At 72.6% G+C, this 15,343-nt stretch carries 11 protein-coding genes and 1 pseudogene; 9 read left to right on the plus strand and 3 right to left on the minus strand.

Annotated features, from left to right (window positions below):
- The first annotated feature begins 309 nt into the window (after positions 1-309).
- Together EST54_RS29845 and EST54_RS29850 are read left to right on the plus strand one after the other, a co-directional pair.
- Entirely contained in the window at positions 310-759 is a 450-nt protein-coding gene (locus EST54_RS29845; RefSeq protein WP_129250834.1) for a Zn-ribbon domain-containing OB-fold protein, read from the plus strand.
- Between the two features lie 61 nt (positions 760-820).
- Positions 821-1,309 (plus strand): annotated as a pseudogene (locus tag EST54_RS29850) (N-acetyltransferase family protein).
- 84 nt (positions 1,310-1,393) lie between these two features.
- Here EST54_RS29850 and EST54_RS29855 read toward each other — a convergent pair.
- The gene (locus EST54_RS29855) at positions 1,394-2,140 is read right to left on the minus strand and encodes a pyridoxine/pyridoxamine 5'-phosphate oxidase (RefSeq protein WP_129250827.1); all 747 of its coding nucleotides are present in this window, start codon (positions 2,138-2,140) and stop codon (positions 1,394-1,396) included.
- Positions 2,141-2,274: 134 nt separating this feature from the next.
- On the opposite strand from EST54_RS29855, the gene EST54_RS29860 reads away from it, so the two are divergent.
- Together EST54_RS29860 and EST54_RS29865 are read left to right on the plus strand one after the other, a co-directional pair.
- On the plus strand, positions 2,275-3,156 hold the full coding sequence (locus EST54_RS29860) for a VOC family protein (protein WP_239013219.1): 882 nt from the start codon (positions 2,275-2,277) through the stop codon (positions 3,154-3,156).
- A gap of 311 nt (positions 3,157-3,467) precedes the next feature.
- Positions 3,468-4,643: a macrolide family glycosyltransferase gene (locus EST54_RS29865; RefSeq protein WP_338059688.1), complete on the plus strand. Its 1,176-nt coding sequence runs from the start codon at positions 3,468-3,470 to the stop codon at positions 4,641-4,643.
- Between the two features lie 85 nt (positions 4,644-4,728).
- Here EST54_RS29865 and EST54_RS29870 read toward each other — a convergent pair whose 3' ends face one another.
- Positions 4,729-5,913 carry a thiolase C-terminal domain-containing protein gene (locus tag EST54_RS29870; RefSeq protein ID WP_129250828.1) on the minus strand — a complete coding sequence of 395 codons (1,185 nt, stop codon included), beginning with the start codon at positions 5,911-5,913 and terminating at the stop codon, positions 4,729-4,731.
- Between the two features lie 380 nt (positions 5,914-6,293).
- Here EST54_RS29870 and EST54_RS29875 point away from each other — a divergent pair, with 380 nt between their 5' ends.
- From EST54_RS29875 to EST54_RS29890, 4 genes are all read left to right on the plus strand, one after another.
- Positions 6,294-7,883 carry an IPT/TIG domain-containing protein gene (locus tag EST54_RS29875; RefSeq protein WP_129250829.1) on the plus strand — a complete coding sequence of 530 codons (1,590 nt, stop codon included), beginning with the start codon at positions 6,294-6,296 and terminating at the stop codon, positions 7,881-7,883.
- An 86-nt stretch (positions 7,884-7,969) separates the two neighbouring features.
- Complete coding sequence (locus EST54_RS29880; RefSeq protein WP_129250830.1) at positions 7,970-8,476, plus strand: allene oxide cyclase barrel-like domain-containing protein; 507 nt, start codon at positions 7,970-7,972, stop codon at positions 8,474-8,476.
- A 324-nt stretch (positions 8,477-8,800) separates the two neighbouring features.
- Complete coding sequence (locus EST54_RS29885) at positions 8,801-10,132, plus strand: acyl-CoA dehydrogenase family protein (protein WP_129250831.1); 1,332 nt, start codon at positions 8,801-8,803, stop codon at positions 10,130-10,132.
- Positions 10,132-10,602, plus strand: a complete 471-nt coding sequence (locus EST54_RS29890; RefSeq protein WP_129250832.1) for a nitroreductase family deazaflavin-dependent oxidoreductase — start codon at positions 10,132-10,134, stop codon at positions 10,600-10,602. Before EST54_RS29885 ends, EST54_RS29890 begins: the two co-directional genes overlap by 1 nt.
- A gap of 325 nt (positions 10,603-10,927) precedes the next feature.
- Here EST54_RS29890 and EST54_RS29895 read toward each other — a convergent pair whose 3' ends face one another.
- Positions 10,928-11,575 carry a TetR family transcriptional regulator gene (locus EST54_RS29895; RefSeq protein WP_006604963.1) on the minus strand — a complete coding sequence of 216 codons (648 nt, stop codon included), beginning with the start codon at positions 11,573-11,575 and terminating at the stop codon, positions 10,928-10,930.
- Positions 11,576-12,503: 928 nt separating this feature from the next.
- On the opposite strand from EST54_RS29895, the gene EST54_RS29900 reads away from it, so the two are divergent.
- Positions 12,504-15,113: a serine/threonine-protein kinase gene (locus EST54_RS29900; protein ID WP_129250833.1), complete on the plus strand. Its 2,610-nt coding sequence runs from the start codon at positions 12,504-12,506 to the stop codon at positions 15,111-15,113.
- Positions 15,114-15,343 lie beyond the last annotated feature (230 nt).

The following is a 15,343-nucleotide window of genomic DNA, read 5'->3' on the forward strand; positions in this document are numbered from 1 at the left end:
GGGTGGTGGGGTGGGGCCCCTGGTGGCGGGCCGGGTCCTGTGGAGTGGGTGCGGGCTCCGGGTCCGTCCCCTTGTGGCCCCGCCGCGCATCGGCTGAACTGACGTACCGTCAGGATCCATTTCTGGGTCCGGGAGGGTGTGCGGAATGCAGACGATCTGGCTCGGTGGGACGTGGTCCCTCGACGCTGCGACGGGGGTGTTCCAGTGATGACCGGATCTATCGGATCGACCGGTTCCACCGGTTCCACCGGAACCGCCAAGGCCGCCAAGGCCGCCAAGGCCGCCAGTGCGGCAGACGCGCGGAACGCGGTGCCGGCCGCCGTGCGGACCGTGGCACGCTTCGACCTGCCGGAGAGCGACGCCTTCACCCGCCCGTACTGGGACGCGGCAGCCGAAGGGCGGCTGCTGCTGCGCCGCTGCCGGGCCGAGGGGTGCGGTGCGGCGCACCACTACCCGCGCGAGTTCTGCCCGTACTGCTGGAGCGAGAACGTCGGCTGGGAACCGGCCAGCGGCCGTGCCACCCTCTACACCTGGTCCGTCGTGCACCGCAATGACCTCCCGCCCTTCGGCGACCGCGTCCCCTACACCGCGGCCGTGGTCGATCTCGCCGAAGGACCGCGGATGATGACCGAGATCATCGACTGTCCCGAGCCCGCGCTGCGGATCGGGATGCCGCTGGTGGTGCACTTCCGCAGCGCGGGGGCGACGGGCGCCGCGGACGACGGCGGGTTCGCCCTCCCCGTCTTCCGGCCCGCTTGATACGCGGCCGTCCCGGGGAATTCGGGTGGCGGGCCGTCCGGGCCCGCGGCATGCTGAGGCCGTGCAGATCCGTACGGCGACCGCGGCCGACTGGCCCGCCATCTGGCCCTTCCTCCACGCCATCGTGGCGGCCGGGGAGACCTACACCTATCCGCGGGACCTCGATGAGGCGACGGCCCGCGAGATGTGGCTGCTCGCACCGCCCGGCCGCACCGTCGTCGCCGTCGACGACACCGGCACGGTGCTCGGTACGGCCAAGATGAACCCCAACCACATGGGCGGCGCCTCGCACATCGCCGGTGCCAGCTTCATGGTCGACCCGTAGTACGGGGGGCGCGGCGTCGGCCGGGCCCTGGGGGAACACGTACTGGACTGGGCCCGCGCCGAGGGCTATCGGGCGATGCAGTTCAACGCCGTCGTGGAGACCAACACCGGTGCTGTCGCGCTCTGGGAGTCCCTGGGCTTCCAGATCATGACGACCCTGCCCGAGGGCTTCCGGCACCCCACCAAGGGGTATGTGGGGCTGCACATCATGTACCGGCAGCTGTGAGGACGGGCGCGGCCCCCGGAGCCACCGGCGGTCCGGGATCACCGGCGTCCCCGGAGTCACCAACCGCCCCCGAACCGCCGTCCCCTACGGCCAGAGCAGTTCCTGCACCCAATACCCGCCCTCGCGGCGGTAGTTGAGTCGTACGTGCCGGCGTTGCGCGTCGCCCTGGAAGAACTCGACCTCCTCGGGGTGCAGCACATACAGCGTCCAGCTCGGCACCGGCGCCGCCGGCTCGCGCCGGGCCCGCTCCCACGCGGCGTCCGAGGCACGCGCCAGCTCCCCGACCGAGCCGAGCGGCTCGCTCTGCCGGCCTACCAGCGCCGCGGCCAGCGCACCCGTGGAGCGGCGGTGCAGATCGGCCGCGCTCTCCTCGGGGCCCGCCGCGGTCACCGGTCCGCGGACCCGCACCTGGCGGCCGACCGCCGCCCAGTAGAAGCCGAGCGCCGCCCGCGGCCGGGCGTCCAGCTCGCGGCCCTTGCGGCTGCCGTGGTGCGAGGCGAAGTGCCAGCCGCGCTCATCGGCGTCGTGCAGCATCAGGGTCCGGACGTTGGGGTCGCCGGCCGCATCGGCCGTGGCCAGCGTCATGGTGTGCGGCTCGGGAACACTGGCCTCGGCGGCCTCGCGCAGCCACTGCCGGAACAGCGGCAGCGGCTCGGCGGGGGCCGTCGCCGGGTCGAACGACGGCAGCTCGGTGTCCCAGACCCGCAGCCCGCGCAGCAGCTCACGGAAGGCGCGGGCCTCCGCATCGTCGGAGTGGGGCGCCGCCGGGCTGCCGGTGGGGTCAGTGGGGTCGGCGCCCGTGGTGTCCCGGTGCGCGGGGTGATCGGTCATGTCAGGCAGCGTACGGGGATGGACGGGCGGAGTACGGGGGCACTACGGGGGGCATACGACGCCGACTAGGACACGAACTGTCCTCAACCCTCATTAACGTGAGCCGCGGCAGCGTCACCTGTGAAGGGGATCCGATGAGCGAGATCAGCACCAACCAGCCGTTCGGGACGCCGACTTGGATCGATCTCGGGGTCGCCGACCTCGACCGCGCGAAGGCGTTCTACCGCGCGTTGTTCGGCTGGGAGTACCTGCAGGTACCCACGGCACACGGGCCCCTCACCCTGTGTCTGCTGCGCGGACGGCGGGTGGCGGCGCTGCGGCCCCGGTCCGCCGCCGATGTCGAGGGCGAGTCCTGGTGGCATCCGTATCTCGCCACCGACGACTGCGACGGCGCCGTCCGGCGGATCACCGACAGCGGCGGGAACCTGCTCGCACCGCCGTCGGACCTGGCGGACCTGGCCCGTACGGCCGTCGTGGCGGACCCGGTCGGCTCCCGCTTCAGCCTCTGGCAGGGACATGCGCTGGCGGGATGTGAGCTGGTCAACGAGCCCTGCACGCTCGTCCGCAACGATCTGGCGTCCCCCGCCCCCGAGCCCGCCCGCCGCTTCTACGCCGACGTCTTCGGCTTCACGCTCGACGGCAACGACGCCGTCCCCGACCTCGACTTCACCTTCCTGCGCCGCCCCGACGGCCATGAGATCGGCGGCGTCTTCGGCGCGCCGGACGCCCCTTCGTCCCGCTGGCAGACGGTGTTCGAGGTGGCGGACACCGATGAGCTGGTCGCCCTCGCCCGCGGCGCGGGCGGCACGGCACACGCCCCCGAGGACGCCCCCTACGGCCGCATGGCCGCGATCACCGACCCCTTCGGAACGGCCTTCAGCGTCATCACCCGCCCGCCGGCCCCGTCGGCCGCCGAGCGCCGAACCGGGAACGACACGGGGGCATCCAGTCAGCAACAGGGGCACCCGGTCAGTAACGGAGGCACCCGGACGGTAACGGGAGGATCCGGTCGGTAACGGCGGCGCCCGGTCAGTCAGTAGGTGCATGTCCGGCGCTCGGCGAGGGCCCGCACGGCCACGGAAAATCCGCTCCGAAAATCCGCTCCGGAAAATCCGCTCGCCCGGCCCCGCCGTGCTGGCTACGCTCGGCCCCATGAACTTCCTCCAGATCTACGGCTGACACCGCCGCGGGCGTTTCACGACCCGGCCCGCACCCGGGTGTGCCCGACCACGCGACCGGCTTCTTGGCCGGTGCCTCAGGCCGCTCGGGCCGTCGGGCTTCCGTCCCTGCCGTAGCTCTGTACCGAAGGAAGTAAGGACGTCCTGCCATGCCCCGCACTGCCCATATCGCCATGGTCGGCACCCCCATGGTCAGCCATGTGCTGCCCGGCCTGGAGATCATCCGTGAACTGGTGGCCCGCGGCCACCGCGTGACGTACGCCAACAGCGACCACGCTGCCGGGCTGATCGCCCCCACCGGCGCCGAGTTCGTCCGCTGCACCTCCACCCTGCCGGTCGTCGACAACAACTGGCCGCAGGATCCCGTCGCCGCCGCCTCCCTCTTCCTCGACGACGCGATCGCCATGCTGCCGCAGTTGCATGCCGCGTACGACGACGACCCCGCCGACCTCTACCTCTACGACATCGGGGCCTACGCCGCCCGTGCGCTGGCCGAGGCGCAGGGCCGCGACCTGATCCAGCTGTCCCCGACCTTCGTGGGCTGGGAGGGAGCCCAGGAGGAGCTCGGCGCGGCGTTCACCGAGCAGCCGGGTGCCGATGCCTACCAGGCACGATTCGCCGCCTGGCTCGCGCGGTGCGGCGCGCTCACCACGGACGTGGCCGAGTTCTCCGGCCGGCCGCCCCGGGCGCTGGCGGTGATCCCGCGGGCCATGCAGCCGCATGCGGACCGCGTCGACGCGGAGGCGGTGAGCTTCGTCGGGCCGTGCCCCGGGGACCGGGCGGAACAGGGCGGCTGGACGCGGCCGGCCGGCGCCGGGAAGGTGCTGCTGGTGTCGCTGGGCTCGGCGTACACCCGGCAGCCGGAGTTCTACCGGCGGTGCGTGGCGGCGTTCGGGGAACTGCCGGGGTGGCATGTGGTGTTGCAGATCGGCAAGTACACCGATCCGGCGGAGCTGGGGCCCGACGTCCCCTCGAACATCGAAGTGCGTTCGTGGGTACCGCAGTTGGCGATTCTGGAGCAGGCGGATGCGTTTGTGACGCACGCGGGGATGGGCGGCAGCGCCGAGGGGCTGTATTCCGGTGTGCCGATGATCGCCGTCCCGCAGGGCGCCGAGCAGTTCCTCAACGCCGACCGGCTGGTGGAACTGGGCGTCGCCCGCCGGCTCGACACCGCGGACGCCACGGCACAGGCGCTGCGCGGTGCGCTGGCGGAACTCACCACCGATCCGCAGGTCGCCGCACGCTCGGCCGCGCTGCGGGCCGAGGTCCGCGCGGAGGGCGGTGCCCGCAGAGCCGCCGACCTGATCGAGGAGCGCCTGGGCTGACGCTCCGGGGGCCGGGCCCGGGCCCCGCCCCACCGGCTCGTCCATCCGGCCCCCGGTCCACCGCCTGGCCCGGGGGCCGCACCCCTCAGTCCCGTCCCAGCACCACCGTCCCCGACGAACAGAACCAGCCGCCGGTGCCCGACGCGACCGCGAGCCGGGGCAGCGCGCCGTCTGCCTTGCGGACCTGGCGGTCCGGGCCGGCCTCACCCCGCAGCTGGCGTACCGCCTCGACCAGCAGGAACAGCCCCCGCATACCGGGGTGGCAGGCGGACAGCCCGCCGCCGTCGGTGTTGACCGGCAAGTCCCCGTCCCGCAGCAGCCGTCCCGTCCCGACGAACGCGCCGCCCTCGCCCTTGGCGCAGAACCCCAGGTCCTCCAGCGTCACCAGGGTCATATAGGTGAAGGCGTCGTAGAGCTCGGCGAGATCGATCTCGTCGGGGCGGATCCCGGCCCGTTCGAAGGCCAGCCGGCCGGAGACCGCCGCGGGGGAGACGGTGAAGTCGTCCCACTCCGACATGGTGGTGTGCGAGACCGCGGTGCCGGAACCGAGCACCCATACCGGGGGCTTGGCGAGGTCCGGGACGCGGTCCTCGGCGACGAGCAGGACCGCACAGCCGCCGTCGGAGCGGATACAGCAGTGCAGGGTGGTGAACGGGTCGGCGATCACCGGGCCGCCGAGGACGTCGTCGACGGTGATCGGATCGCGGTACATGGCATCCGGGTTGGCCGCCGCGTTGGCCCGCGTCTGGACCGCTATGCGGGCCAACTGCTCCAGTGTGGTGCCGTATTGGTGCATATGGCGGCGGGCGGCCATGGCGTATTTGGCGATCAGGGTGTGCCCGTAGGGGACTTCGAACTGCAGTGGGCCGCGGGAGCCGAAGGAGAGGTTCGAGGTGCGGCGCCCGGACTTGATGTCGGCGCGGGCGGTGGAGCCGTAGACGAGGAGCACCGCGTCGGCATGGCCGGCGGCGATCGCCTCGGCGGCGTGCGCGGCCAGCACCTCCCAGGTGGCGCCGCCGACCGAGGTCGAGTCGACCCAGGTGGGGCGCAGTCCCAGATATTCGGCGACCTCGATGGGGGCGAGGGTGCCCAGCCCGGCCGAGGCGAAGCCGTCGATCACCGAGCGGTCCAGGCCGCTGTCGGCGAGCGCCCGGCGGGCGGCCTGGGCGTGCAAGGCGTACGGGGTGGCGTCGTCCACGCGTCCGCAGTCGGACAGGGCGACTCCGGCGACAGCGACCTTGCGATTCCCGTAAGGGGTCCCTGAAGGCATGTATCTGACGGTACATCAGGTTTGGTGGGGAGGGCAGGGCGCGGGGCGCCGGCCGGCAGCCCCGTCCGCCCGGTGGATCGCGGCCGATTCCGCCCGCCCTCCGTGCCTTAAAGCGATTATCGGAGATATCGTGCGACCTTTAAATGCTTTCCCGAGGAGGGTATTCTCCGTTTGCCTGTGTGTTTCACCGGCGATTCACTGCCGGTTGACTGCTCGCTGTTTGCCCATGCGGCGGAGCAGACATTTCCACGTGCGGGACAAAGATCGTCCCGCCTTCTTTGGGGAGTGTCATGTTCGCCTTGGATTCACCATCTCCGGAGCCTGCCCGGGCACCCTACTCCGCATTAAATGCGGCGTTTGTTGCGGGTGCCGTTATTCCCGTGGGGAACACCCCGGAGGGAATTACCCTCACCCCGGACGGGGCCCGCGCCTATGTGGCCAACCGCGGCTCGAACACGGTGAGTGTGATCGACACCGCCACGGACACCGTGATCGACACCATCACCACGGGAGCCGGTCCCACCGACGTGGCGATCAGTCCCGACGGCACCCGCGCCTATGTGACCGTCTTCGACGACGGTCTGGTCAGCGTGTTCGACCTCGCCTCGGACACCCTCGTCACGGACATCCCCGTAGGGGCCGGGGTGACGATGGCGGCGGTCACCCCGGACGGGACGCGTGTCTATGTGACGCGGCAGACCACCGACACGGTGAGTGTGATCGACACCGCCAGCAACACCGTCACCGACACCGTGACCGTCGGGACCGGCCCGACCGGCGTGGTCATCACCCCGGACGGGACCCGCGCCTACGTGGCGAGCTTCTCGGGTTCCGTCAGCGCGATCGACACCGCCACGAACACCGTGATCGCCACGATCCTCGCCGGCGACGTCCCCATCCTGCTGGCGGTCAGCTCCGACGGGGCCCTCGTCTACGTCACGAACGCCGGCAGTTCCTCGGTGAGTGTGATCGACACCGCCACGAACGTCACCACCGACAACATCGGCGTCAGCGCCCAGCCGCGCTTCCCGGCGCTGAGCCCCGACGGCGCCCATCTGTACGTGCCGAATTCCGGGCCGGACACGGTGAGTGTGATCGACACCGCCACCCGCACCGTCGTCGAGAACATCGGTGCGGGAGACGGCCCCACCGGCATCGCCGTCGTCCCCGCCGGCACACGCGCCTATGTGGGCAATGCCGATGGCGGCACCGTCGACGTCATGGGGACGACCGTGATCCCCGACCAGGGGCCCATGGCAGGCGGAACCACTGTGACGCTGACCGGTCACCACCTGGCCAACGCCACCGCCGTGCACTTCGGCACCGCCCAGGCCGTCATCACCGCCAACACGGCGACATCGGTGACCGTCATCTCCCCCGCCGGCGCCGGTGTCGTCCCCGTGACGGTCACCACCGCGGGCGGCACCGGCACCCTCGGGGCCTTCTACTACATGCCGGTGCCCGCCCTCACCGGCATCAGCCCCGACGCCGGCCCCGTCTCGGGCAGCGACCAGGAGATCGTCATCACCGGCCGCAACCTCGCCGGAGCGATCGACGTGTACTTCGGCACCACCCGAGCCGTCATCCAGAGCGTCTCCGACACCCAGGTCACCGTCAGAGCCGCCCGTGCCCCGGCCCCGGGGGCCGTCGCCGTCACCGTGAAGACCAGCGGCGGGAGCGCGGACGGCCTGTTCTACACCTACGTCGACCAGTCCACCATCACGGACGTCAGCCCCAGCTCGGGACCGATCACCGGCGGTACCGGGGTGACGATCACCGGCACCGGCCTGACCTACACCGAACAGGTCACCTTCCACGGCACTACGGCGCCCTTCTCGGTCATCTCCGACACCACCGTGACCGCCGTGTCCCCGCCCAGCGCCACCGAGGGCACCTTCGACGTCACCGTCACCACCCCCGGCGGCACCTCATCGGGATCGTTCACCTACGTCGCCCCGCCCGGCATCTGACCGGGCCGCGCCCCCGCAGTCCGGGCACGAGAGCCCCTTCAGGCAGCCAGCCAAGTGCATTTCCCTTCCAGTCCCAAGGAGAAATCGTGCGTCACTTCAACATCAAGCGCATCGCCCTGAGCGCGGCCACCGGAATCGCGGCCCTTCTTTTCTTCCCGCACCCGGCGGCGGCCGCCGCCGGAACCGGTGGTGATGGCTACCCGAGAGAGGAAGTATTCCAGCTGACCGCGCAGCAGACTCAGTCCACGTTTATCGATGTGGACGGGTCGTCCGGGCCCAGTCAGGGGGATGAATTCGTCATCAGCGGGAATCTCGTGCGCAGCAGCGTCACGATCGGCACCTACAGCGAGGTCTGCACGCTGACCCGCACCGCCCCCGCCGATGAGTTCGACCTCCAGTGCGCGGTTGACCTCACCCTCCCCCTGGGACAGCTCACCGTCGAGGGCCGGTTCACCGTCACCAGTGCCGGCCCGGGCAACATCGACCTCGCGATCACCGGAGGCACCGGGCGCTTCCGCACCGCGCACGGCACCGTCCACGGCGACAGGGTCAGCGACACGGAAACGCTGATCACCGTGCATCTGATCCGCTGACCGGGCGGACCGCGCTCGAGGGCCGCCCCAGGTGACTCCGGGGCCGTCCGCGGGAGTTCGAGGGGCCGGGCCGCGGCGACGTGGCCCGGCCCCGGCGTGCGCCCGGTGACGGTGCCGGGCTCCGGCGTGCGCCCGACCCCGGCGTGCGCCGGTGATGTGGAAGGCCTCGGCGTGCGCCCGACCCGGCGTGCGCCCGGCCGGACGTTGCGGAATCGCCCTAGGAAAGTGCACCGTCCGTCCCTACTATGACGGCCCGTCAGATCGGAAGGCCGGCGGCCCGTCGGACCGGACGGGTGTTGTCGCACGGCCGGGAGGAGCCCGCCGATGGATGCCGCGTTCACCGAGGAGCAGCACGAAATCCGCCGTACGCTGCGCGAACTGCTGCTCAAGCGCTGCGGTCCGGACGGGGTCAAGGCGGCGGTGCGCACTCCACCGGGGTACGACCAGGAGCTGTGGCGGGAGCTCGCCGGCCGGCTCGGGCTGCCCGGCCTGGCGCTGCCGGCCGCGTACGGAGGGGTGGGCTGCGGGCCCACCGAACTCGCCCTGGCCTGCGAGGAAACCGGCCGCGCCGTCCTCCCCTCGCCGCTGATCGCCACCGCCGCGCTGGCCGCCCCACTGATCCTCGCGCTGGGCAGTGCGCGGCAGCGCGAGGAGCTGCTACCGGCCCTCGCCACCGGAGAGCTGACCGGCACCCTGGTGGTACCGGGCGGGCAGCTGGCCACGGCACTGGCGCTGACCGGGCCGAACGACGGTGGCTGGGCCGGCGGCGGCCGGGCCGGCGGGATCCAGGCACGGCCGGCGGGCGACGGCTGGCGGCTGTACGGCGAGGCCGGGCAGGTGCTGGCCGGGCACACCGCGGAGGTGCTGGTGGTGGCCGCCCACGCCGGCGGGTTCACGCGCAGCCGCACCCTGCTCTTCCTCGTCCGGGCGGCAGCAACAACGGCGGGCGGGCGGCGGGACGGCGGGCCCGGCGTGCCGGGTCTGCTGCGTACCCGGCAGACCGCGCTGGACGAGACCCGTGCGCAGGCGCGCCTCGAACTGCGCGAGGTTCCCGCCGAGTTGCTGGGAGAGGGGGACGGCGCGCAGGCGGCGGTGACCGCGGCGCTCGCCGCGACCGGGGTGGTGGCGGCCGCGGCGCTGGCCGCCGAGGCGGTCGGAGCGGCCGACGCCGCGCTGACCCGCACCGTCGCCTACGTCAAGGAGCGCGAGCAGTTCGGCCGGCCGATCGGCTCCTTCCAGGCCGTCCAGCACCGGCTCGCCGATCTGTACGTGCGGCTGCAGGCGGCGCGCTCGGCGGCGTACTACGCGGCGTGGTCGGCGGGCGGCACCGGATCCGGGGGCGCGGGGCCGGACGGTGCGGCCGAGCCCGGGGCGGCGGCGCTGGCGCTCGCCCAGGCGCTGGAGACGCTGCGTACGGTGGCGGCCGAGGCGGTGCAGCTGCACGGCGGGATCGGCTTCACCTGGGAGCACGAGGCGCAGCTGTACTTCAAGCGCGCGGCCTGCGACGAGCTGCTGCTGGGCCCCGTGCACCGGCTGCGGGCGCGGGCCGCCGAGGAGGCGGGGCTGTTCGCGGGCGCCGGCGGCGGGCCGGGCCGCGGCGGTGCGGCGGCCGGCGGGGCGGCGGCGGTGCGCGCGCCCGAGGCGGTGGACGTCTGATGCCGCCGGGTGAGCGGCTGCTCCAGAGGCTCTCCGCGACCCGTGCGTTCGCCCGGATCGCGCCGCACGTCGTCCCCGGGCTGGACCGCGCGGTGCACCGCCTGACCCGTGGAAAGGTGCTGCTCAGCGCCCGGATGCTGCCCGGGGTGATCCTGACCGCGACCGGTGCCAGGAGCGGGCAGCCGCGGCGTACTCCGCTGGCGTGCCTGCCGCAGGAGGACGGCAGCTGGATCGTGGTCGGCAGCAATTTCGGGCGGCCGGGGCATCCGGCCTGGACCGGAAACCTCCTCAAGAACCCGGAGGCCGAAGTGAGTTGGCGGGGCCGGGACATTCCGGTGCGGGCCCGCCTGCTGACCGGCGGGGAGCGGGCGCGGGCCTGGCGGACGGCGCTGGCGTTCTGGCCGCCGTACGCCGCGTACCAGGCGCGGGTGGCCCGGGAGATCCGGCTGTTCCGGCTGGAACGGCGCTGAGCGAGCGGGTGTGCGGGGCGGTGGGCAAGCCGGTGTGCGGGGCGCTGGGGTGCGGCGCCGGGTGCGGCGGTGGTGTCGCGCCCAGCCGGTCCGGGCGCGCGGACGGCAGCGGACGGCAGACGGCAGCGGGCGCCGCGGCGGACCCCTGAGGGGCCACACCGCGGCGCCCGCTGCGTGTGTCATACAGCTATGGCAGGACGGATACAGGACCGACGGCGAACCGTCCCGGGAACACCGGGACTTCGGGGCGCGGCGGATTCTTCGGCCGCTTCCCCGGCTGCTGTCTCGGATGCTTCGTCAGGCGGCCGGATTCAAAAAGGCGACGTTATTTGGTCGGCTTCTTTCCGGTGACGCCGAAGTGCACCAGCAGCGCCAGGTTCGGCTTGAGCTCGGCCTGCTTCACGCCCCAGCTCTGGAAACCCTTCTGGTGCCCGGCGACCGCCGCCAGCATCGCGACGAGCGAGCCGGCCATGGCGGGCGCGCTCACGTCCTTGTCGACCTTGTTCTTGCTCTGGAGATCCTTGATGGAGTCCGTAAGAGAATTGGTGACGGCATTGAGGATCTTCATGCGGATCTTGTAGAACCGCTTGTCACCCTCGGCCGCGCCCAGGTCGACGACGCGCAGAATCGCGTCGTGCCTGCGCCAGAAGGAGAGGAAGCCCTCGACCAGTTCTTCCGCGGTCTGCCAGCCGGACTTGCCCACCCAGGAGCGTTCGGCGACAAGATCGGTCAGAGTGGCGCCTTCTTTGGCCATCTCCTCGGCGATTTCGAGGACAGCGCCCTCGACGTCCGGGAAGTACTGATAGAACGTAGCGGGTGAAGTCCCCGCTTTTCGGGCTACATCGATGACCTTGACGTCCCGATAGGGGGACGAACTGAGCATTTCGCTGAGGCAGTCGAGAAGCTTTTGCCGCGTCGCCTGTCCGCGGCGGCCGGCAACTCTGCCGTCGACGGTTCGCACTTGTCCTGTCATGCCGTCAGCTTACCGAGGGGTGATCGGAGCGCGATTTGGCTGCCTGCAAATGGGGATGGGGGAGTTCGGGTTGCGCGGCCCGCCCTTCTGTGCGGGTGGCGGGTCCGCCCGGGGGCGCGGCCCGCACGGCCCCGCTTGGCCCGAATCGGTGAACGGTCTTATCAACAGGCTGTGGACAACTTTGGTGGATAAGTGGTCCCTCTCCGTGCCGCAAGTGCATTGTGGTGGCCGTCAGTTGAACTTCTGCCCTATGCGTCGCGTGTCGTCGGCGTGCCCGGTCCAGCCGCTGGGTATCGATCAGGTATTCGAATCCTCGCCGGGCGGACCGGATGAACCGCGGCTAGCGTGGGCATACGGCCCAGGCGGCCGCCGCTGTGTGCTGTCTCACGGGCCTCATGGCGCCGCATCGGGGGGTCGGGGCGCCGAAATGACCTTCGAACGCGCAGAATTGAACCGCAGGGCCGGGAGTGGGAACGGGGAGGGCAGGACCGGTGGGGGATGGGGGCGCGCAGGCGGTGCAAGGGCATGGTTTCGGCCACCGCGGACATCGGATGCCGGGGAGTGTGAACCGCTCCCCCGATACGCCCGTCAAACGGAATGGTGAACGTCCATATGTCGGGCTGCGCCGTGCGAAGAACGTCCATAACCGATGGGTAACCCCTGGGTCAACCGCCCGTCGACGGACGTATCGGAGCACGTCAGGCGGGGTTGGGTTACGTCGGGTAACGGACCCGGTGCGGACTACGGGGGGTATGCCGTGACACGGCGGACAGGCCCCGGGTTCGCAACCGTCGGCTCGGCCAGGAAGAATCAGCACGCGTACGGCCGTTTCGGCCAGGCGGTGAGACGCTGCACGGGGCAGTGGCTCTCGGCGGCTCGTGGCTTTTGAGAGTCTCTTTTTTACGCCCCACGGGGAGGTGGCAGGCAAGTGGTGGAGCAGCTGAAGCAGCTGACGCAGCACGATCCCCGGCGGATCGGCCCGTTCGAGGTGCTCGGCCGTCTCGGGGCCGGCGGCATGGGACTGGTCTATCTGGCGCGCTCGGCGTCCGGCCGGCGCGTGGCGATCAAGACCGTGCGTACCGAGCTCGCCGAGGACCAGCTGTTCCGGGTCCGCTTCACACGCGAGGTCGAGGCGGCCCGCGCGGTCAGCGGCTTCTACACCGCGGCCGTGGTGGACGCCGACCCGCGCGCCGCGGTGCCGTGGCTCGCGACGGCCTATGTGCCCGCGCCCTCCCTGGAGGAAATAGTCAATGAGTGCGGGCCGCTCCCGGCCCAGGCGGTGCGCTGGCTGGCGGCCGGTATCGCCGAGGCGCTGCAGTCCATCCACGGCGCGGGCCTGGTGCACCGTGACCTGAAGCCGTCGAACGTCCTGGTCGTCGAGGACGGCCCGCGGGTGATCGACTTCGGTATCGCCTCCGGGGTGTCCAACACCCGGCTCACGATGACCAACGTGGCCGTCGGCACGCCCGCCTACATGTCGCCCGAGCAGGCGCGTGACTCGCGCAGCGTGACGGGCGCGAGCGATGTCTTCTCCCTCGGCTCCACGCTGGTCTTCGCCGCTACGGGGCATGCGCCGTTCCACGGTGCCAACCCGGTCGAGACCGTCTTCATGCTGCTGCGGGAGGGCCCCGACCTGGCCGGCCTGCCGGACGAACTGCTTCCGCTCATGGAGTCCTGTATGCAGATGGAGGCCGGCCAGCGGCCGTCCCCCGCCGATCTGCAGTCCCAGCTCGCACCGCATCTCTTCGGCTCCGGCAGCGACGACAGCGGTACCGCCTCGGCCTGGCTGCCGCCCGGCGCGGTGGCGCTCATCGAGGGCCGGCGCGGCGGCCGCACCGCCGTACCCGCCAACGGCCAGCGGGCCGGATCCGCCCGCGCCGCGGGCCGTCCGGCCCCGCCCGTGTCGCCCCCGATGCCCGCGGCGCAGCCCGTCCCGGCGCCGCCGCGGCCCGAGAGCGCCCCCGTCGGCGCGGAGTCCGGCTGGGGCGGCCAGGTCGGCGCGGGCCCCGGCGCGCACCGCGTCAGCGACCCGCGCGGCGCCCACCCCGGTCCGATGCCGCAGGCCGCGATGCTCGGCGCGGACGCCCCGGCCCGGGTGACCCCGGTCTCCGCGGCGCCGCCCGCCGGTGCGCTGTCCGCCGCCCCGCCGGCCGCCCCCGCGGACGGCGCGGCCGGACCCGTACGCCTCGGCGGCTCGCCCTCCCCGATAGGGCCGGGCCCGCGCGCCGACTCCCCGGGCCCGCAGCCGCGCGGGCAGGCCGGTGCCGCCACGAACTGGGTGCGTCCGCCCGGTGCCGCCACGACCGGTGTGCCGCCGCAGGGGCAGGCCCCCGCCGCGGCAGGGGAGGGGCCGGGGCGCGGTGAGGCCGCGCCGCCCGCGCCGCCCGAGGCACCGCCCGCCGAGCCGGGCCGCTGGCGCCCCTGGCGGTTCAGGATGTCGAACGACGTCTGGGGCACCCCGGCCGTCGCCGACGATCTGCTGTACGTCACGTCCTTCGAGGTGCACGCGCTCGATGTGGCCAGCGGGCGCCGCAAGTTCAAGACCCGTGACGTCGCCTGGGCGATGGCGGTCGCGGACGGCCGGATCCATGCCTCGGACGGCCCGAGCCTGTATGCGCTGGACGCCGAGGACGGCAGCGACCGCTGGCGGCTGAACACCGAGGGCTGGGTCTACGCCCTGGAGGTCGACCGCGGGACGGTCGTCACCAGCACCCGCGGCGGCGGCATCCAGGCATGGGAGGCCGGCACCGGCGAACTGCTGTGGGAGGCCGGCGGCCTGCAGACCGACTTCGAGAGCGCCGAGGCCGGGCCCGTGCTGCACGACGGCACGGTCTACGTCTGGGCCGACGCGCGGCTGAAGGCGCTGGAGGCGCGGACCGGCGCCGAGCGCTGGTCGTATCCGATCGGCGACGCGGCGGCCTGCGGCGGGGTGCCGATGCGGCTGCTGCCGGCGTCGGACGGCGCGGTCTACGTGGTCGCCGGCACCCGGGTGCTGGCGCTCGACAGCGCACGCGGCGATGTGCGCTGGCACTTCGAGGCGCCCGCCGTGTTCCTGAGCCCGCCCGCCTTCGCGCCCGGCCCGGCCGTCACCGGCGGCGGGGTCTATCTGGCGGACTACCTCGGCACGGTCTACGCGCTGGACGCGGCGGACGGCCGCGACCGCTGGCGGATCGCCACCGAGGCGCGGCAGTCCGGCGAACCGGTGCTGGTCGCACACGGTGCGGTCCATCTGGGCAGCGGCAAGGCGCTCTACACCCTGGACGCGGTCACCGGCACCCCGCGCTGGCGGTTCCAGGCCGGTGCCGAGGTCGTCGGCGCCCCGGTCGTCGCGGAGGGCCGGGTGCACTTCGGCTCGGCCGACCACTGCCTCTACACGCTCGACGCGATGGGCGGCCAGCTGCGCTGGAAGCTGGAGACCGGCGGCGAGATCACCGGCTCCCCGGTGGCGGTCGGCGGCGTGGTGTACGCCTGCAGCAAGGACCGCTGTGTGTACGCGCTGGACGCGGCCAAGGGGACGGGGCTGGCGCGGCGGTCGTGACGGGCGGTGACCGGCAGCCCTGAGGTGCCGCGCGCGGCACCGCCGTAGGGGCCCGGCCGTCTACTCCCGGTCCTCCGGGGGCTGTTCGGGTTCCTGCCGCCGTGGGGGCGCTTCAGGTTCCCGGCGTCGCGGCGGCTGTTCGGGTTCCTGGTGGCGCGGCTGCCGCTGCTCCCTGCCCCACTCCACGGGAGGCGTGGGGGGCTGCTGATGGGCCGGCATGGTCGGCGGGG

It is taken from the genome of Streptomyces sioyaensis (genome assembly GCF_004122735.1).
GTDB lineage: Bacteria > Actinomycetota > Actinomycetes > Streptomycetales > Streptomycetaceae > Streptomyces > Streptomyces sioyaensis.

Excerpts from the sequence above, each read along its gene's own strand:
- EST54_RS29855 (WP_129250827.1), bottom strand. The coding sequence starts at position 2,140 with ATGACCGATCACCCCGCGCACCGGGACACCACGGGCGCCGACCCCACT.
- EST54_RS29860 (WP_239013219.1), top strand. The coding sequence starts at position 2,275 with ATGAGCGAGATCAGCACCAACCAGCCGTTCGGGACGCCGACTTGGATC.
- EST54_RS29865 (WP_338059688.1), top strand. The coding sequence starts at position 3,468 with ATGCCCCGCACTGCCCATATCGCCATGGTCGGCACCCCCATGGTCAGC.
- EST54_RS29870 (WP_129250828.1), bottom strand. The coding sequence starts at position 5,913 with ATGCCTTCAGGGACCCCTTACGGGAATCGCAAGGTCGCTGTCGCCGGA.
- EST54_RS29885 (WP_129250831.1), top strand. The coding sequence starts at position 8,801 with ATGGATGCCGCGTTCACCGAGGAGCAGCACGAAATCCGCCGTACGCTG.
- EST54_RS29890 (WP_129250832.1), top strand. The coding sequence starts at position 10,132 with ATGCCGCCGGGTGAGCGGCTGCTCCAGAGGCTCTCCGCGACCCGTGCG.
- EST54_RS29895 (WP_006604963.1), bottom strand. The coding sequence starts at position 11,575 with ATGACAGGACAAGTGCGAACCGTCGACGGCAGAGTTGCCGGCCGCCGC.